We start from the raw sequence: 21,168 nt of genomic DNA on the forward strand, positions 1-21,168 counted from the left end.
GGGATAATCATCACTGGAGCACCAAAATAAAAAGCACTTTTATCTTAAAGTGCTAATAAGTAGAGGTAGTCATTCTATCTGAATTCTACAAGATTTGTAGAAATAGGTCTACTTAGAAGATCAATTAAAATTTACACCATGTGAGAACTTGAATTAATACTACTTTTATTTGATAATGTTAGTTAGCTAATGAATACCATAAATATAGGGGTTGAAATGTCTAATATAAATGAAGTTGGTAAGATTTATGAGCGTCCTTGGGGCACTTATCAAACGATAAATTTTACAGATAAAAGTCAAACTAAAATAATCACTGTAAAGCCAAAAGGACAGCTTTCACTACAAAAGCACTTTAAAAGAGCGGAGCATTGGGTCGTTGTGACAGGTAAGCCTACTATAACAGTCGATAAAAGCGTAAGAGAGTGTGGTGTTGGAGAACATGTTTTTATTCCTAAAGAAGCAGTTCATAGGTTAGAAAATTTCACAGATAGTGATATTCAAATAATCGAGGTACAAGTGGGTGACTACCTTGGTGAAGATGATATTGTTCGTTTAGAAGATATCTATAAACGTGATTAATTCTTAAAAATTGTTCTAAAAAGTTTACCTATCATCTCCCTATCATCTAAAATACTCTTATAAAGATTTTTGAATAGTTGGAGAAATAATGTCTATAAAATCAAAAGCAGCCGTTGCATATAAAGCTGGAGAACCTCTCTCAGTTGAAATAGTAAATGTTGCGTTACCAAAAGATGATGAAGTTTTAGTAGAAATAAAAGCTACTGGAATTTGCCATACTGATGCTTTTACATTATCTGGAGCAGATCCAGAAGGGCTTTTTCCTGCTATATTAGGACATGAAGGTGCTGGTGAGGTTGTAGCAGTTGGTAAAAATGTAACCTCTGTTAAACCCGGCGACCATGTCATTGCACTTTATACGCCAGAGTGCAGGGAATGTAATTTTTGTCTAAATCCAAAAACTAACTTGTGTCAATCAATAAGAGAAACTCAAGGTAAGGGTCTAATGCCCGACGGTAGCTCTCGATTTACAACACAAGACGGTAGAGAGATTTTCCATTATATGGGTTGCTCAACTTTTTCAAACTATACTGTCTTACCTGAGATAGCGGTTGCTAAAATTCGTAAGGATGCACCATTGGATAAGGTTTGTTATATTGGTTGTGGTGTGACAACTGGAGTCGGTGCAGTTGTTAAGACGGCTAATGTTGAAGCCGGTGCAAGCGTTGTTGTATTTGGTCTAGGCGGGATTGGATTGAATGTGATTCAAGGAGCTAAACTGGTTGGAGCAGGGCAAATTGTTGGTGTAGATATTAATAATGATAAAAAAGAATTGGCTGAAAAATATGGTATGACAGACTTTGTTAATCCAAATGAGATTGATGAAGATTTGGTGCAACACCTTATTAGATTGACTGGTGGTGGTGCTGATTATAGTTTTGAGTGTATTGGTAACACTGAAGTAATGCGCCAAGCTCTTGAATGTGCTCACAAAGGCTGGGGTGAAAGTATAATTATAGGTGTTGCTGGATCTGGACAAGAGATTTCTACTCGACCATTCCAGCTTGTGACAGGCCGTACTTGGAAAGGCTCAGCTTTTGGTGGTATGCGTGGTAGAACAGATGTACCAATGATTGTTGACTGGTATATGGATGGTCGTATTGATATTGACAACCTTATTACTTCAAATATTAAAATAGAAGATATTAATAAAGGTTTTGAAGAAATGCATAATAATATAAGAACAGTAGTTACTTTTTAGATTATTTATATATTTAGTTGCTTTGACCAATCTCGCAAATGCTAGAATTTCTTGGCTTATCAGTAAGTTAATTGCTCAGGTACTACTTTAGGTATAGTAGGCTATATTTGTAAGTTAGAGAAATATTTAGGTTAATTCATTATCAATATTGATAATGAATTTATTAAGTAAGGAATTATAGGATAAGAAGAACTTAGAGAAAAAATTATTTATTGTTATAAACTTTGATAGCTTTGTCTAGAAGTTCTAGAGCTCTTTTAAGAGCCTTTTCTTCTAAGATGTATGCAATTCTTATTTCGTCTTTACCAAGACCTTTAGTCGCATAGAAATCTGCAGCAGGAGAGACCATAACAGTCTCTTTATTATCATCAAAGTCTGTTAATAACCATAATGCAAACTTCTCAGCGTCATCAATAGGTAGTTTTGCAATTACATAAAAAGCACCTGTAGGCTTTTCACAAACTACATTATCCATTTTTGAAAGAGCTTCAAAAGTGATGTCTCTTCTTTTTTGGTATTCTGTATTTACTTCTTTTAAGTAATCTTCTGATACTTCATAAAGAGCAGCTGAACCTATTTGTTCAAGAGTTGGTACACATAGTCTAGTTTGGCATAGTTTTGTAACTTCTTTGATGAAGTCTTTGTTTTTTGTACAAAGAGAGCCGATTCTAGCACCACAGGCGCTATATCTCTTAGATACAGAGTCAACGATGATTACGCGATCTTCAACACCTTTGATATTGCCAAAAGATGTACAAGTAAGGCCATCATAAGTGAACTCTCTATAAACTTCGTCACTTATTATAAATAAGTCTTTTTCTTTAGCTACTTCTGCTAGTGTTTCTAACTCTTCTTTAGAGTATACAACACCAGTAGGGTTGCCAGGGTTAGAGATCATAATAGCACGAGTTTTGTCAGTTACACATGCAAGTATTTCTTCTTTTGAAGGTAAATGAAAGCCTTCCTCAGCTTTTGTTGTGATTGGCTTAATTGCTACGTCAACAGCAGTTGTAAAACCGTTATAGTTTGTATAAAAAGGTTCTGGTACAAGTATTTCATCACCAGCGTTACAAATTGCAATAGCAGCAAATATCAGAGCCTCTGAACCACCGTTTGTGATAAGGATTTCATCTTCAGTGAAGTCCATGTCAAATCTTTTGTAGTATTTTGATATAGCCTTGATTAAGCTAGGCTCGCCATTAGCTACTGAGTATGCGATAGTCTCTTCATCAAAAGCTCTGATAGCATCCATAAACTCACTAGGAGTTTTGATATCAGGTTGGCCTATATTTAGGTGATAAACCTTTTTGCCTTGTTTTTGAGCAGCTATGGAATATGGCACTAACTTACGTACAGGAGAGGCTTGCATAGCCTTAACTCTTCTTGATAATTGCATTTAGTAAATCCTTTTTGTTTGATATTGGTTTAAGATATACAAGTTGATTATAATATATTTTCAAAGCTTAAAAAATTATAAATTAGTAAAAATAAGCTAATTATTCAACCTTTTCACTTATTGTTGATTTTACATCAAGTTTAACTTGTTTACCGGAACTATTTGTTGCTTTGATTTCATAAGCGCCGTCATCATACTCTATTTTTGATATTCCATGATATCCTTCACTTTCTAATCTTTTGAGTATACTTATCAAGGTGTTAATATCATTGCTTGACAAAGAATCTGAATTTTTCTCAGATGAACTACCCTTAACTATTTCATGAAAGTCATGTACATCATCTATATCTCCTATTACATTGATGAGACCTGCATAAGATATAGATATGCTACTAAGGATTGCTAGACAGTAAATAGTTATTTTTGTTTTCATACCTTTACCAAAAGAATCTAATACTACTTCGATACTAAATGTTTAAATACAGTCTTGCAAGTGGTTTGATATTAATCGATTTAGAATTCTTACAAAAGCATATATAATAATTAAGTTACAATATTTCGAGTGATATTAGTATGCTACAACATCTGGCTATTAAAAATTTTGCGATCATAAAATCTACAGAAATTGACTTTAGAGAAGGTATGACTGTCCTGACTGGAGAAACAGGGGCTGGTAAGTCGATTTTGCTTGATGCTTTGAGCTTTGTGCTTGGTGCAAGGTTAGAAAAAACTTTTTTACAAGATGGTAATGTAACCGAAGTTTCGGCAACATTCTGTATCAAAGATAATAAAAAGGCAAAAAAACTTTTAGATGAGCTTTTTATTGATTATGAAAATGATGAGTGTACATTTCGGCGAGTAGTTAATAAATCTAAACAGAGTCGCTTATTTATAAATGGTAGTGTTGCCAAATCTACTGATGTCAAAAAAATCTCAGATAAGCTTATAAACATTTATAGTCAAAACTCTCATCAGGATTTGCTTGATCCCAAGTCACAACTAAGTTTACTAGATAGTTTCGCAAATAATGATGATATATTGAGAAAAGTTTCAACGGTGTTTTATCAACTTCAAAAAGTAAATTCTGAGATATCAGAACTTCAGGGGTATGTTGATGGACAAAATAGCCAAAGAGAATTATTGGAGTATAAGCTTGATGAGCTTGTAGCTCTAGAGCTTGAAGAAAATGAGTTCGAAGAGCTATCTAAGCATCAAAAGAATCTCTCGAGTGTTGACGATATTGGCTATAGTCTTAATCATATTTCTAATTTGATGTATGATGCAGATACTAATATTATAGCAATGCTAACAGAACTTGAAAAAGAAGTGTTAAAGTTAGATCAAACATCCTTCAAAAGTCTTCAGGAGCTGATTTCTCAAACTAAGGTGTATGCTCAAGAAAGTTATGATGAAGCACAAAATAGACTAGAATCCTTGGAGCAAGATCCAGAAGCACTATCAAGAGTCGAGCAGAGAATGGGTGAGATATATGATTTTGCACGTAAACATAAAGTTGAGCCAAACTATATGTATCAGTATATCCAAGATCTTCATGGTGAGCTAGAGAGTTTTAGTCAAGACGGTGAAAGGTTGGCTCAACTAAATGAACAAAAGCAAAAGCTTGAGCAAAAATATGATAGCTATGCACAAGAGCTAAGCCAAGCACGCCAAGCCACAGCAAAAGAATTTTCTAAACAAGTTGAGAAAAATATTCGCTCCCTAAATATACCGAAAGGTAGCTTTGTTGCGCAGATTTTATCATCTCAGAATAAGACATCTAAAGGTATAGATGAGTGTCAATTTATGATTAACTTTAATCTAGGTGAACAGCTTGCACCAGTTAGAAAGGTTGCTTCGGGTGGAGAGCTAAGTAGAATAGGGTTATCAATACAAGCAGTGTCGGCTGCTAAGAGGTCTTATCCAACTTTAGTATTTGATGAGGTTGATGTGGGGATATCTGGTGCCACTGCAGAGATTGTTGGTAAGTTACTCAAGAAGCTCTCAGAGAGACTGCAGGTGTTGTGTATAACACACCAGCCACAGGTGGCAGCTCAAGGTCATACACATTTGCATGTTACTAAGAAATATCTCAAAGATACTACAGAATCAAAAATTATCGAACTAAATCAGCAACAACGTATTGAAGAAATAGCTAAGATAGTAGGGGGAGTAGATATTTCAGAAAATACTCTATCACATGCTAGAGAGCTTTTGGGGCTAATATAATAAATTAAAAACTCTATCTATTTTATTGTGGGCATAATGGTGTTGGTAGCTGGTTAGCTTGGAAGCCTAAGCTAGTGCATTCCCAAGTCATAGACTGGGCAGCAGTGTTGTAATATGGTGTAAGGGTAATGCTACCGCTGACAGGGGCTGTGAAGTCAATGATTATAGAGCTACTTGAAACAGCAGTTGTGTAGCTTAGAGAAGCTGACGATTCTGATGGAAGCCTTTTGCTATTAAAACTAGCATTAGCACCGCTACCGGTAGAGTTGATGTTAGTCATATCTCCAGAATGCATTACTATTTCGGCTATATCCATTTTGGTTGAGCCTATGGCTGTTACAGCAGCCCCAACTTTTGAACGAATTACATAGTTTGAATATATTGGAAAAGCTACAGCAGCCAAGATTGCAATAATTGCAATCACAACCATCAGCTCAACCAAAGAAAATCCTTTTTGAAATTTAAGCATATTATACAAAAAAAGTTAGCCATTATATCAAGTATAAACTAAATATTTTTCTTTGTGGAGATAAACCACAAATAAATTAATTGGATAAAGTAAAAGAATAAAGTATAAAGAAGAATATAAGAGAGAAATTATGCACCAGTACAAGGACTTGGTAGTAAAGACTGCGCAATCTCAGCTTGTGTAGCTGTGCCACCTAGTACAGGAGAGTTCGCATTAACCGCAGAACCACTTGCAGATATTGCAGAAGTGTTTGATACACAATTCCAAGTTACAGAGCCACCGTTATCAGTTGGAGAAAGTATAACACTTCCTGATACTGGGCTTGTAAATGTAAGTGTAATATCACCAGCAGCGTTAACACCAGTACCATAAGCCATACCAGATTTTTCCTCACCAACATAAGTAAGGTTTGAATTACCGCTAACACTGTTTGCTAAGTTCTCAGCTACTTGGGCTTTAAGACCACCAACTGATGCTAATGCTGTACCTATCTTAGCACGAGTAGTGTAGTTAGAGTACATAGGGATAGCAACTGCAGCCAAGATTGCGATAATTGCGACCACAACCATTAACTCAACAAGTGAGAAACCTTTTTGCATTTTCTTTTTCATAATTTGTTTTCCTTTTAGTTTTTGTTTAAATTTTAACAATCCAGCAAATTAAACCTAATTAACTGTAAGCTATATTATATTCTTTAGATTATAGTTATGCAAGTATTTTCATTATTATTGCTATTAATTTAATATTCCAAAATTTAATTTTAACTAAACTAATGATTTTCATTATCACTTAGTAGCAATTGTCGTAATATTTAACTTGATAGTCTAGGTTTTATACAGCAATATGCGATTTATTGTGTAACCTAACAAAATATGTTAGCGATATGATATTCTGCTATAATTAAAAGTTCTAATGAATATTTATTGTTGAGCGCTTATGCTTAAAGATGTACTAAAAACTAATTTCCAAAGTTTAAAAGAAACTTTCAAAAGACCGAAACAACATAACTATCATCTACCCAATTATTTACAGCTCAGATACTTATTTGTACCTATATTAATCTTAGTGGTCTTTGCATTCTACAACTTGGATACCCCTGTTGAAAATTATATTAAGCATTCTATGCCAAAGGCTATTGACACCGCTTTTAGGCATATTACTGATGTAGGTAAGGCTGAATATATCTTGATAATATGTGGCCTGATAGTTTTAGTAAGACTATTTACCAATATTGATAAGCTTTCTAAGAGTACTAAAATTGCTTTTAATAAGATTTGTATATATTCAGGGTTTATTTTAGCAACTGTAGCGATTAGCGGTATTGTGGGGCAAGTGCTTAAAGTTATAATTGGTAGAGCTAGACCAAAATTTTTCTTGGAGTATGGGTCACATTATTTCCAGCACTTTCATGCACCAGGTTATGATTTTGCGAGTATGCCTTCGGGGCATTCAATCACTGTTGGGGCTATGTTTATAGCGTTTTTTTATATTTTTCCAAAATTCAGATATTTATGGTACGTACTTATAGTTGTGTTTGCAGGTAGTAGAATTATAGTTGGTTCTCATTACCCAAGTGACGTGATCTTTGGAGTGGCTTTAGGCTGTTACTGTACTGCATATATATACTACTGGATGTTAAATAGAGATCTATTTCCCAACAAATTGTGATAGTTGATTTTGGTTAACTATATGTTAATTTAAGTTTATAAAAAGATTTCTAAAAAAGCTCCAAAGATTCTGATAAATTTGGTATCATATTGCATATCATTTTTATTCATTAAGCTAAGTAATCAAAAAAATGACTTTAATCGATGGCAAAAAGCTTTCTATAGATCTAAAAGAGAGATTAGCAGAGCAACTTCAAGAGTATAAAGATCAAACAGGTATAGTTCCCAAATTAGTCGCAATAATAGTAGGTGATGATCCTGCAAGTAAGACTTATGTGGGCTCAAAAGAAAAAGCTTGTAAAAAAGTTGGGATAAATTCTGAAGTTATAACACTTCCTGATGCGATAACTGAGCAAGAGTTACTTGAGCTTATAGACAAACTCAACAATGACTCTAGCGTGCATGCAATTTTGGTACAGCTTCCGCTACCAACTCATATTAATAAGCAAAAAGTTATTTATGCAATCAAACCAGAAAAAGATGTTGATGGTTTTCATCCGACAAATGTTGGTAGGTTGCAACTTAGAGATAAGAAGTGTCTAGAGTCTTGTACACCCAAGGGAATCTTAACTATGCTCAAAGAATATGGCATACAGACAGAGGGAGCTCATGCTGTTGTTGTAGGAGCTAGTAATATTGTTGGTAAACCTGTTTCTCAATTATTATTAAATGCTAAGGCAACAGTTACAACATGTCATAGATTTACTCAAGATCTTAAATCTCATACTACTAAAGCTGATATACTAGTAGTAGCTGTAGGTAAACCAAACTTTATCACAGCAGATATGGTCAAAGATGGTGCTGTGGTCATAGATGTTGGTATTAACCACGTTGATGGTAAAATAGTTGGTGATGTTGATTTTAAAGCAGTGAAAGATAAAGTTGCGGCAATCACTCCAGTACCAGGTGGTGTTGGTCCTATGACTATTACAGAGCTTCTTTATAACACTTTTCAATGTGCTCAGGAATTAAACAGGTAGTTTATTGATTTGATTTTGTCATGGGTAGTCATACCCGCGTAGGCGGGTATCTCTATACTAATGGGTTAAATTGAAAAGATTCCCGCCTACGCGGGAATGACTGGTGTCTTTAGTCACTTGTGGATTCTGGAGGTTCTGGAAGGATGGGATCTCTTGGTTGGAAGTTGGATGTGAAAAAATTACAGATTAAGTCTGGAATGATGTACTTTTTAGGATTTTGGGACTAAGGTTTGGTATGACTAATTTATATATAAAGGGAATAACATGGCAGGCTTAAAATATGAAGATGCTGGTGTAAATATCGAAGCTGGGAATCAAGCTGTAGATAGAATGAAAAATCATGTGAAAAAAACATTCACAAAAGATGTCTTAACTGGTTTAGGAAGTTTTGGATCACTTTATTCACTAAAGAGTGTCATAAATAACTATGATGATCCAGTGCTAGTCCAATCAATTGATGGTGTTGGTACAAAAACAAAAGTTGCTGTTATGTGTGGCAAGTTTGAGAATCTTGGTTATGATCTTTTCTCAGCAGCGACAAATGATATTGTTGTAATGGGCGCTAAACCAATCACTTTTTTAGATTATGTTGCTCACGATAAGCTTGATCCTGTTATTATGGAAGAGCTTGTCAAAGGTATGTCAAAAGCATGTGCTGAATGTGGAGTATCTCTGGTAGGTGGTGAAACTGCTGAGATGCCAGGGGTGTATCAATCGGGTGAGATTGACATGGTAGGTGTCGTCACAGGTATCGTTGATAAGAATAAAGTCATCAATGGCGAGAATATCAAAGAAGGCGATGTGGTATTTGGTCTTAGTTCATCAGGTCTGCATACGAACGGATATTCATTCGCGCGCAAATTATTCTTTGATGTCGCTGGTAACAAACATACTGATACATATCCAGAGCTAGATGGCAAAACTATTGGCGATGTATTGCTAGAGCCACATATTAACTATACTAATATTATCCATGACTTCTTAGATAATGGTGTTGATATCAAAGGTATTGCACATATTACAGGAGGTGGTTTTATAGAGAATATTCCAAGAGTGCTACCACAAGGATTAGGTGCTGAGATTGTTAAAGATAGCTTTGAAACTCCTGCTATCTTTAGAGTTATGCAAAGAATTGGCGATATTAGTGAGTTTGAAATGTATCGCTCATTTAATATGGGTATAGGTATGACTATAGTAGCTAGCCAAGATCAATTTGATAAGATGAAAGAGTTAGCCAGAAAGCATACAAATACCAAACTATATCAAATAGGTAAGATTACAAATACAGGCAAGGTGGAAATTATCTAATGATTGATAAGCAAATCATCATCAATAATATACAAAATGTTTTAAAATCAACTGATCTTAACATCAAAGATAAATACACTGGTAAAGTTAGAGATATGTACTTTACTGATGATAAAAGTATTTTGATATCAACTGATAGACAGTCAGCTTTTGATAGGTCGTTAGGGTTTATTCCATTTAAGGGTCAGATTCTTGCTCAATCATCAGTTTGGTGGTTTAAAGAAACTGCTCATATTGTCAAAAATCATTTTATAGCTTCTCCAGATGCAAATGTCGTAATAGCAAGAAAAGCAAAGGTGTTGCCAATTGAGTTTGTAGTTAGAGGCTATATAACTGGCTCAACTTCGACATCATTGTGGACTCATTACAAAAAAGGTAGTCGTGACTATTGTGGTAATATTTTCCCAGAGGGTTTGAAAAAGAATCAAAAGCTACCACAAAACATTTTAACACCTACAACAAAAGAACAAGACCATGATAGACCAATTTCTGCTGAAGATATCGTCAAAGAGGGTTGGTTAACTCAAGAGCAATGGGATTTTGCTTCACAAAAAGCCTTAGAGTTATTTGAATTTGGTCAGCAGAAAGCTTTAGAACATGGTTTGATATTAGCCGATACAAAGTATGAGTTTGGAGTTGATGAAAAGACTGGTGAAATTATTCTGATAGATGAGATTCATACACCTGATAGCTCAAGGTTTTGGCTAAAAGATAGCTATGCTGAGAGATTTGAAAATGGTGAAGAGCCAGAGAATATTGATAAAGAATTCTTTAGATTATGGTTTGCAAAAAACTGCGATCCATATAATGATGATGTCTTACCTCAAGCGCCTCAAGAGTTGGTTGTAGAGCTATCACAAAAATATATAACACTTTTTGAGATGATAACTGGTCAAAAGTTTGAAGTACCTGTGGATATCAAAAATATCAGTCAAAGAATTGCAAAGAATGTTGCAAATTATTTAAATACGGAGAGTCAAGTGAATATTCTTTTAGTAGGTTCAGGAAGTAGAGAACATGCAATAGCTGAGGCGGTTAAAAGAAGTGCTATTAAGAATAACCTCTTTTGTATAAGTACAGCAGTAAATCCTGGTATTGATAGAATAGCTCAGGGATATAAGGTTGGTGATATTTGTAACTGTGAAGAAGTTCTTGAATACGCTAAGGTAGAGAATATTGATATAGCTATTATTGGTCCAGAGGCGCCGCTTGAAGTTGGTCTTGCTGATACTCTTAAAGCAAATGGTATAGGTGTGGTTGGCCCAACTAAGAAGCTTGCTCAACTTGAAACATCAAAAGGTTTCACAAGAGATCTAATCCGTGACTATGATATAGGAGCAAATCCTTTCTTTAAGAAGTTTAATTCAATGGATGGTGTTGCTGAGACTCTTAAAAAATATGAAAATCAGTTTGTAATCAAAGCTGATGGTCTATGCGGTGGTAAGGGTGTGCTTGTATGGGGGGATCATTTACATACAATGAGTGATGCTCTTAAGCATTGTCAGTCATTGATAGACGCAGGTAAGGAATTTGTGATTGAAGAGAAGCTCGTTGGTCAAGAATTCTCTTTGATATCTTTCACTGATGGAGAGCATTTTATTCATATGCCAGCTGTACAAGATCACAAACGTGCACATGAAGACGATAAAGGCCCAAATACTGGTGGTATGGGTACTTATTCAGATGCTAATCATAGCTTACCATTTTTATCAGACTCTGATATAGCTAGAGCAAAAGAGATAAATGAAAAAGTTGCAAAAGCCTTGAGTGACAAGTTCGGCGAACCTTATCAGGGTATTCTGTATGGTGGTTTTATGGCTACCAAAGATGACACAAAAGTTATTGAGTATAATGCTAGATTTGGCGATCCAGAGGCTATGAATTTGCTAACTTTACTTGAAACAGATTTTGTTGAGATAGTGCAAGCAATAACTTACGGTACTCTTGATAAGGTAAGAGCTGAATTTAAAAATCAAGCTAGTGTATGTAAATATCTAGTACCATTAGGATATCCAAATCAGTCAGTCAAGAATTTTGAAATAGATATTTCAAAATGTCCTGATGATGTCGAAATATTCTTAGGAGCTGTGGATTTTAGAGATGGCAAGTTAATTGGTACAGGTTCTAGAGCAATTGCAGTATTAGGTCTAGGTGATACAATAGCTGAAGCTGAGCAAAAAGCTGAAAACGCAGTCAAAAACATTTATGGTAAGCTATTTCACCGTCCTGATATAGGTACCAAAGAGCTTATTAATAAGCGTATTAAGCATATGAATTTATTGCGTGGTAATAAGTATCAGGAGCTATAGAAGTGTCTAGGCTAAAACTTGTTGTATTGGGTTCTACGCGTGGGACTAATATGCAGGCTATAATAGATGCTATAGCCGATAAGCAAATAGATGCTGATATAAGTTTGGTCATTTCTAATAAGCAAGATTCTTATATTTTACAAAGAGCAAAAGATCGAAATATAGCTAATAAATTCATAGCTTCAAAAGGTCTATCAAGAGAGGCTTATGATAAGCTTCTTGTCGAAGAAATCCAGAAATATAATCCAGATTTGATTTTACTAATTGGTTTTATGCGTATTTTAAGTCCAGTCTTTATAAAGGCTTTTGAGGGTAAAATTCTAAATATTCATCCATCACTATTACCAAAGCATGCAGGATTAATGGATTTGGCAGTGCATCAGTCAGTTATTGACGCTGGAGATAGTGTATCTGGATGTACTATCCATCAAGTAAGTGAAGAGGTTGATGGTGGTGATATGGTTTTGCAGTTGAAATGTGATGTAAGAAAAGATGATATTGCTGAAAGCTTAAAAGAAAAAGTACAAGCTCTCGAGAGTAAAGCTTGGATAGAAGTTATTAAAAATTGGAAGCAAATAATTCAGTAGTGTCATTCTACGACTTGATCGTAGAATCTAAGTAAGGTTTTGAGCATCATTATAAATGGATCCTATGGTCAAGCCATAAGATGACATATAAGGGAGAAAAAGAGATGAGTATAGATGTTGGTGTAATCATGGGCTCTAAATCTGATTGGAGCACAATGAAAGAGTGTTGTGATATTTTAGAGAATCTAGGCATTAGCTATGAATGTGAGGTTGTTTCAGCTCATAGAACTCCTGACAAAATGTTTGATTATGCTGAGACAGCCAAGTCTAGAGGTCTAAAAGTCATAATTGCAGGTGCTGGTGGTGCAGCCCATCTACCTGGTATGGTTGCTGCAAAAACAGACCTGCCAGTCTTAGGTGTACCTGTGAAGTCTAGCACATTAAGTGGCAAAGATAGTTTATTATCTATTGTACAAATGCCAGCGGGTATTCCGGTTGCTACTTTTGCAATTGGTGTGGCAGGGGCTAAAAATGCCGCTCTTTTTGCTGCAAGTATTTTGCAACTTGTAGATTCTAAAGTAGGTCAGGCTCTTGCTAAGTTTAGAGCAGATCAAACTCAATCAGTACTAGATAATCCTAATCCGAGGGAACAGTAATATGAAAATAGGTATTATTGGAGCAGGTCAACTTGCAAGAATGCTAAGTATAGCAGGTACGCCTTTGGGTCTGGAGTTTCACTGTCTTGGTAAAACAGATGATTGCGCCGAAGAGGTTGTAAAAAGTGTTACAGATATTGACTTAGAACAAGTTAATGATGTTGTTGTATGGGCAAAACAGTTTGATGTGATAACTTTTGAGAATGAAAATATATCTCACGAGCTTATTAAAGCAATTAACCATGAGGTGAATGTATATCCATCTGCGAAAGCCATTGCTATCTCTCAAGATAGATTACTTGAGAAATCTTTTATGCAAGATCATGGTATAGCTACTGCTAAATTTGTAAATATTGATAGTCTAAATAAGCTTGAAAAAGCTGTACTAGATTATGGGCTACCGGCTATAATCAAAACACGTAGATTTGGCTATGATGGTAAAGGTCAATTTATGCTAAAATCTCAAGAAGATGTATCAAAAGCTTGGGATGCTCTTAAAGATGCTCCAGATGGTCTTATTTATGAGGCTTTTGTTGATTTTGATTATGAAGTCTCACAAATTTGTACCGCTGATATTAAAGGCAATATAGCTTTTTATCCATTGGCTAAAAATACTCATAGACAAGGTATTATAGTTGAGTCAGAAGCGCCTTTTGAAAATCAGGTTTTAGCTGAAAAAGCACAACAGATAGCTAAAACCTTAGTCAAAGAGTTTGCCTATGTTGGTACTTTAGCTATAGAATTCTTTGTCAAAGGTGATGAGTTAATAGTCAATGAGATAGCTCCTAGAGTGCATAATAGTGGACACTGGAGTATTGATGGCTCAATTACTTCACAGTTTGAAAATCATGTTAGAGCTATCGCAGGTTTGATCTTGGGAGATACAACAAGTCGTAAAACTGTGATGTTGAACTGTATTGGTGGTATGCCAGCTACAAAAGATTTAGCAGCACTTGATAGAGTTAAGATTCATAGCTATAACAAGAAGCCGCGTAAGGGCAGAAAAGTAGGGCATCTAAATCTTAATTTAAATGATGAAACCGATGCTTATCAGTTATTACAAGCTAAAAAGCTTATAGAACTTTCTCAAGAGCTTTAATTTAAGATAAAAGCATTTTTTATCCAGTTAATATTTTCTTTATTAATTGCTATTAAATCAAATCTACATTCGTAGTTTTCAAGCTTAGGATTCTTTTGTAAGAAAATATTTGCTGAATTAATAATTTTTTGCTGTTTACTGTAAGTTAGCATTTCTTCTGCTTTAGCAAATTTTGTTTTGCTACGATATTTTACTTCGATAAATACAAGAGTGCTTTGCTCTAAAGCAATAATATCAATTTCACCATAAGGCAAGGCTTTAAAATTTTGAGCTAGAATTTCTAGATTTTTAGCTTGTAAGAATTTAGAGGCTTGTTCTTCAGCTTTATTACCTATTTCAATTGCTTTCATGTTTTATAACTGTGGTATATATTGTAGGAATAAATGTTGCTGGTAGATTAAGATCTATAACCACATTTAGCTTTGTTACTTTAATTAATTCCACTATGTCGAAGCAAGGCTTCTTCATTTGGTTTACGCCCCATAAATGCTACAAAGTTATCCATAGCATCACGTGAAGAGCCCTTTGAAATTATGTTTTCTAACAAGTCATTACCAACTTCATTACTAAGGATTCCTTCATTTTCAAAACGTGAAAACACATCTGAAGAAAGTATTTCAGCCCATTTGTAGCTATAGTATCCAGCAGCATAGCCTCCAGCAAAAATATGCGAAAATCCATTTTGGAATCTATTGTAGCTAGGAGTTTTAAGTAAGCTGACTTTTTCTCTAATGCTATCTAATTCATCTTGAACTTTAGCTACCGTAATTAATTTTTTGTAGTGGATATTCATATCAAATATAGCAAACTCAAGCTGTCTAACCATCATTAATGCAGACTGAAAATGTCTCGTGCCTACAAGTTTATCAATTTGTTTGTCACTGAGGGCTTTATCATCACGTGACCCAGATATAAGTGCTAGTCCTTCTTCGCACCAGCAGAAATTCTCCATGAATTGGCTAGGTAATTCCACAGCGTCCCATTCAACTCCATTGGTTCCAGAAATTGAAGCAACAGTTACACGTGATAAGATATGATGAAGAGCATGACCAAACTCGTGAAATAATGTTACAACATCATTATGCGTTAGGTTTGCACCATCTTTTGATGGTGGTAAGAAGTTGCAATTAACATAAGCTACAGGTTTTTGAGCTAAGCCATTCGGCTGGATAAACGCTGTGCGTGAGCCATCCATCCATGCGCCACCACGTTTATTATCACGAGCAAAAAAATCACAAATTATACTGCCAATATATTCTCCATCCTTGAAAAAATCAAAAGTCTGTTGTTCATCTATATACTTTGTATAGCTTGAATTTTCTTTTATTTCTAAGTTATAGATTTTATTAAGTATCTTGAATAGTCCTTCTAAAACTCTCTCTAATGGGAAATATTCTCTAAGTTCTTCTTCTGTAAAGTCAAATTTAGCTTTTTTGAGTTTTTCAGAATAATATGCTGTATCCCATGGTTGAAGGCCATCTACAAGCCCAGCATCTTCAGCAAATCTGCGCAATTCATTAATTTCTTTTTTTGCTTGAGGCAATGATTTTTCAAGAAGGCTATTAAGTAGTTCAAGTACTTGGGTTGGTGTTTCTGCCATTTTGGTAAATAGAGAGTTCTCTGCATAATTATCAAAACCCAATATTTGCGATTTTTCAGCACGTAGTTTTAGGATTTTTTCAATATTGTCATCATTATTGAAGTTTTTGTTATCTGCCTCTTTTGATGCTCTAGTACAGTATGCTTTATAGAGTTTCTCACGTAATTTGCGATTATCAGCTTGTTGCAACACTGCTAGGTATGTTGGGATATCTATTCCTAATGCATATTTTTCAGAAATATTTTTTTGTTTTGCTTTATTTATTGCTGATTCAATAGTATTTTGGGATAGCCCTTTTAGCTCTTTCTCATCATTTGTGGTGTAGAGCCAGTCCATAGTAGCATCTAATACATTATTCTCAAATTTTGTAGTTAGTTGAGCTAACTCTTGCGAGATCTCTTGCAATCTTTTTCTTTTTGATTCGTCAAGATTTACGCCTGATTGCTCAAATCCGACAATAGCTTTTTTTATAGCTTGTGTTTGTTCAGCATTAAGCTCGTGATTTTGAATTTGTTTATATAAATTGTATAAATCTTTATTTTGTCCAAGCTTGGTATAGTAATCTGTAAGTTTTGTTACAGCGTACTCGTAGCTCTCGCGTAACTCTTTAGAATTGCAAACAGCATTCATGTGAGCAATTGTAGAAAATGCTTGGCTTATTTTCTCATCATCTACTTCTAGTTGTAGGAGAGTTTGCCAGCTAGGATTTTGTTCTTGCAGTGCCTTTTGTAGATTGGTTTCAGCATGTTCAAAAAGATAGTCTATTGCTGGCTTGACTTCATCAGTTTTAAATTCAGTAAGTTTCGGTAAATTAGATTCTTTTAGTATTGAATTCATGGTAGCCTCAAAATAATGTTTAGATATAATATTGATAAGTTATAATTTATATATGTTAGCTATATTATTATAATCAAGGTTTTTTTGCTATGATGACTTTACAAGAAGAAAAAATTCAAGCTCCAGTTTTTTTTAAAGAATATATAAATGGGCGAATTATTCTTAATATTGGTGAATATGATCATCCTTTGATTTTATCCTCTACAGAGATACTAGAATATCAAGATGAAATTAGTGACATAAATAGTATTAACAAGAGTCATCTTGATCTTGTGCTATCAACTGGTCCAGAAATTATCATTATTGGAACAGGCAAAAAACAGTTATTGCCTCCAATAGAAATAATTAATGAGTTAGCAAAAGCGGGTAGAAGTGTTGATTTTATGGCGAGTGATACTGCTTGTAAAACATACAATTTGCTTGTCAATGAGAATCGTAGTGTTAGCTGTATAATCATTTGATAAACAGCTGTTTATTTGGTGCAAATTAATGTTATAATCGATTTTGAGTGTATAACTTGTAAAAGGAGTAATTTGTATGAAAAAAATAATTAAACTTAGTCTATTGTCTTTATCAATCGCCGGTCTTGCTAGTTGTTCGACTGTTGCAGGTGAAAATTCTGCTGCTCAGGATCAAGCACCACAAGCTTCAGATGCTACAGCTGTTCAAGATTCTGCTACTAGTACAGCGCCTACAGCTAAGATAAAGTTAAAGAAAACTAACCAAGATGATATCAAAGCTACTATCTACACTACTTACAATAACAACCCTCAAGGAAGTGTAAGATTGCAATGGCAAGCTCCTGAGGGATCTAAGTGCTATGATACTAGTTTCCCTATCACTAAGTATGCTGAGAAAAATGATAAAACATGGGCAACAGTAGAAATTAAACAGGGTAATAAATATTGTAGCGGTAAATGGACAGCAAATGTTCTGTTTGATAAGCAAGTAATTGCTACTGATTCAATCACTGTATAGTCATTGTAAAAACACACACTATACTCTTTTCTAGAAAGCCTATTCATTATAATTATAAAATCAGATTATTATTAAATAGCAGTTTTTGCTATACTAATTATTTATAAATAATCAAGATAGTAGTTTTATGAAAAAGATTTTAATAGTATCAGTAGTTCTGTCGGCTATATTAGGTCTTAGTTCTTGTGGATCTAGTACTGCAGAGCAAATTCAGCAGCTTCAGCAAACTCAAAAACAATTAAGTGAACAAGCATCTCAGAATCTTGCTAATATTGATAGTCTACAGACTAAAATAGCTAAATATAGATTGCAAGCTGATGATCTGCAAAAAAAATCAGATAAGTTAGGTAGTGATATTGATGATCTGAAGAAAGCGTATAGTAACTTTAGTGATCCAAATAATGATAGTGCAATAGCAGTTAACAAAGAGCTGGTTCAGAAGACTCTTCAAAAAGCTAAAATTGATGAAAAAATAAATGAGTATCGAACTCTTGCAAATGGGTATCAATCTCAGATAAATAATCTAAAAGCTACTTCACAAACTCAGGCTAATCAAGCATCTAAAATATCTCAACAAATAGCGGAACTTAAATCTCATTTAAAATAATGAATTATTTTATTATCTTGAGTTGTTAATCTTCTTTACTTAAAGCTTCTAGCTGATAAAATATATGCTTATGATACTGTAGAGATAGATTTAACTTATGAAGAAAACTATATCTGTTCTGCTGATGTGTGTGATTTCTGTATCAGCTTTAATGTTAACAAGTTGTGCTACCGATAGTGAAAAGATGGCAAATTTGCAAGATAATCAGCAACAGCTAGAGCAACAAGCGCAAGTGCTTCAAAAAGAAGCTCAAGAAGCTGAGCAAAGAGCTAAAAAATATGAAAAACTATCGCAAAAATATAAAGGTCTATTAGACCAAAAAGTGCAGGAGCTCAATCAGCTTCAAACTGAATACTCTAAACTTAGTGAAGAACATAATGAACAAGTAGCAGCTAAAAAACAAGAGATAAAAGACAAGCTCTTAAAATCTGCACAAGATTCGACGGTTCTTAAGAAGAGATTTAAACGATATACTAAAAAAGCGAGTGTATATAAAGAAAAGTCTTTGAAGCTTGAAGAGCAAGCAAAGCAGACGCAAGATAATCTTGAGAAAACAACTCAAGAGATAGAGCAACTTAAAGGTCAATCAGTGGTTGAGAACAAAGTAAACTAAAAGTGATAGGTAACAATATAATGAAAAAATTTTTACTATTAATATTAATAGCTACAGGATTAGCAAGTTGTAGTACATATAATAACTTTATTGATAAGCTATATAGCTCAGATGATTCAATACAAGTTAATCCAGATGATAATCTTGATAATCCTGATCAAGAAGATCGTCAAGATAGCTCCGAAGATAAACCAACAGCTTCTCTAAATATGAGTTATAAGCCTGAATCTCATGAAATAGAAGCTAAGATTATAACTAATTGGAATGGTGCTCCTCAGGGTACTATCTACTTGACATGGAGAGCTCCTAAAGATACAAACTGTTATAGCACTTCTTTCCCTATTACTAAATTTAAAGATGCTCAAGACTATACTGTTGATAATCAGAGTGTTCTTAGTGATGATAAAGTTTGTGATGGAGTTTGGACTGCAACTATTGTCAATAAATCAGATAACTCAGAATTAGCTAAGTCTTCACTTGAAATTAAATAATATTTCTAAAAAAATCTAAATTATTATATTTTAATTAACTCAAATTTCTAACTCGAGAAGTAACTGTGAAAAACTTTACAAGAAAAATAAACTTTGATGATTGTATATTTTATTTTCTTACTATTTCAATATTTTGTGTGTTTTTAATGCCATTTATGAAATATATACCTTTGAATTTAGTGCCCGTATCATCTGGAGGTAAGATTACCGGCTATTTTAATGATACTTTTACAGCTAACCTTCATTTGTTTCTTTATAGATACTATATTTTTTTCTATACACTTTGTACAGCTAGTGCAGCTATTTTGCTAAATAAGCAGACCTTCTATAAGCTTATACAAACATTTATGAGCTTTAGTAGTATAGTAAGATATGCGATTTGTATGTTTTTTGTACTTGGTGTTATATCCTCAGCTTTTGCAATTTCTCCATCGATTGCATTCAAAGGTGTTAGCGTAACATTTCTGCAATTTATTTGTATATTATTTATAGCTAGTTACATCAAAGATAACCTAAAGAGTATACAGTATTTTTATGTAATTATTTTACTTTCATTGATATTCTTTGGAGGAGCATTATTTCTGCAGTTGTCGTTAGCTAATTATTCAATATATGGATCAGTAGCTGCTGGTAATATACAAAAAGTTTTATTATTTATATATAACTGTCTAAATCCAAGGTTTTTAGATAATTACTTTAGCTGGTTTATTCCTTTATTGCTTTTACCATGGTTTATTAACCTAAGGCCTATTTATAAAGTAGGGTCGTTTATAGCTTTAACAATTGCATGGTATGTGCTGATTAACCATGCTTTTAGGACTATATTTGCAGAGTACTTGGTTATAATGCCTTTGCTTTTTGTCTTTGCTCGTAAGTATTTCAAAATTACATTTATAGTATTCTGTTTAACTTTATTTTGTAGTGGATTGCTAGAGTTATTTTATACTCATTTTATATCAGCTGTTGATAACACTAATATTAAATCTTCTGCTGATCTTATTCGAGGTGGGTTTAGTGGTAGGATCCCTCTTTGGAATGAAGCTTTTTGGGTTGGGGTTGAGCATCCTTTTACTGGGGTTGGGCAATGGAATTATTTAGCAATTACAAAAAGACCTGATGGGTATCCACATAATTTACTATTAGAAATATGGTCACAGTGGGGGGTCCCAGCCTTTATTGCTGCGATTATAGTTATTATTACAGTGGTTAAGAATTTACTTAAAAAACGTATAGATATTTGTATCAATCCTTATCACTGTATGTTTGTGATGATGCTAACAGCTGGAATGATAGATGGTATGTTGAATGCTATGTTTAAGACATCATTAGGGCTCTTTGGTTGTGTGTTTGTATTTGGCTTTTGCTTATCAATATTTAGTAAGCAGGTTCAAAAAATAGATGGTATGATTTCATATAAGCATTATTTGTTGGTTGGTTTACCTGTTGTTGCTAGTATATTTTGTATAACAGTATTACCTCTTATTTTCCCACCTATGTGGATATGAGCTAGTCATTCTAAAATGGCAGATGCAAATTTTAACTTTTAGTTTATAAACTTTAAAGATACTAGAGAAGCTTAGTATCTGGGATGTATCGGTTACTAATGTTTAAATAGAAATTTTTAG

22 protein-coding genes are annotated in these 21,168 nt (G+C 34.0%); 16 read left to right on the forward strand and 6 right to left on the reverse strand.

The features are described from left to right. The first annotated feature begins 216 nt into the window (after positions 1 to 216). Together F3D59_RS02340 and F3D59_RS02345 are read left to right on the forward strand one after the other, a co-directional pair. Positions 217 to 579, forward strand: coding sequence for a phosphomannose isomerase type II C-terminal cupin domain (locus F3D59_RS02340; protein WP_150463634.1), 363 nt, complete (start codon positions 217 to 219; stop codon positions 577 to 579). 88 nt (positions 580 to 667) lie between these two features. Further along, positions 668 to 1,780: an S-(hydroxymethyl)glutathione dehydrogenase/class III alcohol dehydrogenase gene (locus tag F3D59_RS02345; protein WP_150463635.1), complete on the forward strand. Its 1,113-nt coding sequence runs from the start codon at positions 668 to 670 to the stop codon at positions 1,778 to 1,780. Between the two features lie 205 nt (positions 1,781 to 1,985). Here the strand turns inward: F3D59_RS02345 and F3D59_RS02350 are convergent, their stop codons facing one another. Both F3D59_RS02350 and F3D59_RS02355 read right to left on the reverse strand, forming a co-directional pair. Then, positions 1,986 to 3,176, reverse strand: coding sequence for a pyridoxal phosphate-dependent aminotransferase (locus tag F3D59_RS02350; RefSeq protein ID WP_146421840.1), 1,191 nt, complete (start codon positions 3,174 to 3,176; stop codon positions 1,986 to 1,988). A 100-nt stretch (positions 3,177 to 3,276) separates the two neighbouring features. Further along, positions 3,277 to 3,609: a PepSY domain-containing protein gene (locus tag F3D59_RS02355; RefSeq protein WP_150463636.1), complete on the reverse strand. Its 333-nt coding sequence runs from the start codon at positions 3,607 to 3,609 to the stop codon at positions 3,277 to 3,279. A 140-nt stretch (positions 3,610 to 3,749) separates the two neighbouring features. Between F3D59_RS02355 and recN the strand changes: the two genes are divergently transcribed. Continuing rightward, the gene (recN, locus tag F3D59_RS02360) at positions 3,750 to 5,402 is read left to right on the forward strand and encodes a DNA repair protein RecN (protein WP_150463637.1); all 1,653 of its coding nucleotides are present in this window, start codon (positions 3,750 to 3,752) and stop codon (positions 5,400 to 5,402) included. A gap of 22 nt (positions 5,403 to 5,424) precedes the next feature. Here recN and F3D59_RS02365 read toward each other — a convergent pair whose 3' ends face one another. Both F3D59_RS02365 and F3D59_RS02370 read right to left on the reverse strand, forming a co-directional pair. Beyond that, on the reverse strand, positions 5,425 to 5,871 hold the full coding sequence (locus F3D59_RS02365; protein ID WP_150463638.1) for a prepilin-type N-terminal cleavage/methylation domain-containing protein: 447 nt from the start codon (positions 5,869 to 5,871) through the stop codon (positions 5,425 to 5,427). A 128-nt stretch (positions 5,872 to 5,999) separates the two neighbouring features. Continuing rightward, positions 6,000 to 6,482 (reverse strand): prepilin-type N-terminal cleavage/methylation domain-containing protein, encoded by a 483-nt coding sequence (locus F3D59_RS02370; RefSeq protein WP_150463639.1) that lies wholly within the window; start codon positions 6,480 to 6,482, stop codon positions 6,000 to 6,002. 325 nt (positions 6,483 to 6,807) lie between these two features. Between F3D59_RS02370 and lpxE the strand changes: the two genes are divergently transcribed. The 7 genes from lpxE to F3D59_RS02405 all read left to right on the forward strand — a co-directional run bounded on the left by lpxE (position 6,808) and on the right by F3D59_RS02405 (position 14,417). Then, entirely contained in the window at positions 6,808 to 7,539 is a 732-nt protein-coding gene (gene lpxE / locus F3D59_RS02375) for a lipid A 1-phosphatase LpxE (protein WP_150463640.1), read from the forward strand. A 130-nt stretch (positions 7,540 to 7,669) separates the two neighbouring features. After that, a complete protein-coding gene (folD, locus tag F3D59_RS02380; protein ID WP_150463641.1) occupies positions 7,670 to 8,518 on the forward strand; it encodes a bifunctional methylenetetrahydrofolate dehydrogenase/methenyltetrahydrofolate cyclohydrolase FolD in 849 nt (282 codons plus the stop codon). Positions 8,519 to 8,782: 264 nt separating this feature from the next. Further along, positions 8,783 to 9,826, forward strand: a complete 1,044-nt coding sequence (gene purM, locus F3D59_RS02385; protein ID WP_150463642.1) for a phosphoribosylformylglycinamidine cyclo-ligase — start codon at positions 8,783 to 8,785, stop codon at positions 9,824 to 9,826. Continuing rightward, complete coding sequence (locus tag F3D59_RS02390) at positions 9,826 to 12,135, forward strand: phosphoribosylaminoimidazolesuccinocarboxamide synthase (RefSeq protein WP_150463643.1); 2,310 nt, start codon at positions 9,826 to 9,828, stop codon at positions 12,133 to 12,135. The genes purM and F3D59_RS02390 overlap by 1 nt, the downstream gene beginning before the upstream one ends. A 2-nt stretch (positions 12,136 to 12,137) precedes the next feature. Then, the gene (gene purN, locus F3D59_RS02395) at positions 12,138 to 12,722 is read left to right on the forward strand and encodes a phosphoribosylglycinamide formyltransferase (RefSeq protein WP_150463644.1); all 585 of its coding nucleotides are present in this window, start codon (positions 12,138 to 12,140) and stop codon (positions 12,720 to 12,722) included. Positions 12,723 to 12,826: 104 nt separating this feature from the next. Continuing rightward, entirely contained in the window at positions 12,827 to 13,318 is a 492-nt protein-coding gene (gene purE, locus F3D59_RS02400) for a 5-(carboxyamino)imidazole ribonucleotide mutase (protein WP_013922212.1), read from the forward strand. A gap of 1 nt (position 13,319) precedes the next feature. Next, a complete protein-coding gene (locus F3D59_RS02405; RefSeq protein WP_150463645.1) occupies positions 13,320 to 14,417 on the forward strand; it encodes a 5-(carboxyamino)imidazole ribonucleotide synthase in 1,098 nt (365 codons plus the stop codon). Here F3D59_RS02405 and F3D59_RS02410 read toward each other — a convergent pair. Together F3D59_RS02410 and F3D59_RS02415 are read right to left on the reverse strand one after the other, a co-directional pair. After that, positions 14,414 to 14,767, reverse strand: coding sequence for a YraN family protein (locus F3D59_RS02410; protein ID WP_150463646.1), 354 nt, complete (start codon positions 14,765 to 14,767; stop codon positions 14,414 to 14,416). The two genes, F3D59_RS02405 and F3D59_RS02410, sit on opposite strands and share 4 nt — an antisense overlap. A gap of 80 nt (positions 14,768 to 14,847) precedes the next feature. Then, positions 14,848 to 16,854, reverse strand: coding sequence for a M3 family metallopeptidase (locus F3D59_RS02415; RefSeq protein WP_150463647.1), 2,007 nt, complete (start codon positions 16,852 to 16,854; stop codon positions 14,848 to 14,850). Between the two features lie 89 nt (positions 16,855 to 16,943). Between F3D59_RS02415 and F3D59_RS02420 the strand changes: the two genes are divergently transcribed. The 6 genes from F3D59_RS02420 (at position 16,944) to F3D59_RS02445 (ending at position 21,048) form a co-directional block, all read left to right on the forward strand. Continuing rightward, positions 16,944 to 17,315 (forward strand): Mth938-like domain-containing protein, encoded by a 372-nt coding sequence (locus F3D59_RS02420; protein WP_013922216.1) that lies wholly within the window; start codon positions 16,944 to 16,946, stop codon positions 17,313 to 17,315. Positions 17,316 to 17,391: 76 nt separating this feature from the next. Next, on the forward strand, positions 17,392 to 17,832 hold the full coding sequence (lpnA, locus tag F3D59_RS02425; RefSeq protein WP_013922217.1) for an outer member lipoprotein TUL4/LpnA: 441 nt from the start codon (positions 17,392 to 17,394) through the stop codon (positions 17,830 to 17,832). A 127-nt stretch (positions 17,833 to 17,959) separates the two neighbouring features. Further along, positions 17,960 to 18,439 (forward strand): hypothetical protein, encoded by a 480-nt coding sequence (locus F3D59_RS02430; RefSeq protein WP_150463648.1) that lies wholly within the window; start codon positions 17,960 to 17,962, stop codon positions 18,437 to 18,439. 97 nt (positions 18,440 to 18,536) lie between these two features. Then, on the forward strand, positions 18,537 to 19,052 hold the full coding sequence (locus F3D59_RS02435) for a hypothetical protein (protein ID WP_150463649.1): 516 nt from the start codon (positions 18,537 to 18,539) through the stop codon (positions 19,050 to 19,052). A gap of 20 nt (positions 19,053 to 19,072) precedes the next feature. Beyond that, entirely contained in the window at positions 19,073 to 19,543 is a 471-nt protein-coding gene (lpnB, locus tag F3D59_RS02440) for a TUL4 family outer member lipoprotein LpnB (protein ID WP_146421856.1), read from the forward strand. 146 nt (positions 19,544 to 19,689) lie between these two features. Next, entirely contained in the window at positions 19,690 to 21,048 is a 1,359-nt protein-coding gene (locus F3D59_RS02445) for an O-antigen ligase family protein (protein ID WP_150463684.1), read from the forward strand. Positions 21,049 to 21,168 lie beyond the last annotated feature (120 nt).

Source organism: Francisella sp. XLW-1 (assembly GCF_008711455.1).
Taxonomy (GTDB): Bacteria; Pseudomonadota; Gammaproteobacteria; order Francisellales; family Francisellaceae; genus Francisella; species Francisella salimarina.